This window comes from Nitratireductor aquibiodomus NL21 = JCM 21793 (assembly GCF_000615975.1).
In the GTDB taxonomy this organism is placed as follows: Bacteria; Pseudomonadota; Alphaproteobacteria; order Rhizobiales; family Rhizobiaceae; genus Nitratireductor; species Nitratireductor aquibiodomus.
The window spans coordinates 1-587 of the sequence record NZ_BAMP01000204.1 but is presented as its reverse complement, the minus strand read 5'-3'; the positions used below and the strand labels follow the sequence as shown (position 1 = coordinate 587).

General features: G+C 67.0%; 1 protein-coding gene. It reads left to right on the top strand.

Annotation, left to right across the window (positions count from 1 at the left end):
* Positions 1 to 122: 122 nt before the first annotated feature.
* The coding region (locus JCM21793_RS30810; RefSeq protein WP_441909676.1) for a Y-family DNA polymerase at positions 123 to 587 on the top strand (465 nt) is incomplete at its 3' end.

Below are 587 nucleotides of genomic sequence, written 5' to 3'. Positions count from 1 at the left end.
GCGGCAGGTTCAAAGAGAGCACAGCCGCCGAAACCCGCTGGTCCGTCGCATCGCTGCCCGCAGCGTCCGCCGGGTCGGGTGCACCGCGCTGGCGGCTGGCTCTCATCAAATCAAGGCAAGGGATGTCCCGCCATTTCTCAAGCGGCTGGGATGTCGAGTGGGATCATGACACGCTTTCTTTCCGTCTTCCTACCCCGCTGGCCGATAGAACGCCGGCATGGGCGACTAAAGGGTCAACCGCAGGAGCATCCGCATGGCCGCATGATGCGGGACGCGGCAACGCCGAATGGGCGGAAGCTCATGAGGCCGAGCCGCTGGTGCTCGTCACCACCACGGACAATGGCCAGCGCATCACCGCGCTCAATCCGGCAGCCGAAGCGCTCGGTTTTTCGCCCGGCATGGCGCTGGCCGATGCGCGCGCCATCCACCCCGCCCTCAGGGTCGCCCATGCCGATCTTCCAGGCGACGAGCGCGCGCTCATCCGGCTGGCGCTCTGGTGCCAATGTTTCTCGCCGCTCACGCGGCCCGACTTTCCCGACGGGGTGAGCCTCGACATTGCCGGCTGCGCGCATCTTTTCGGCGGCGAG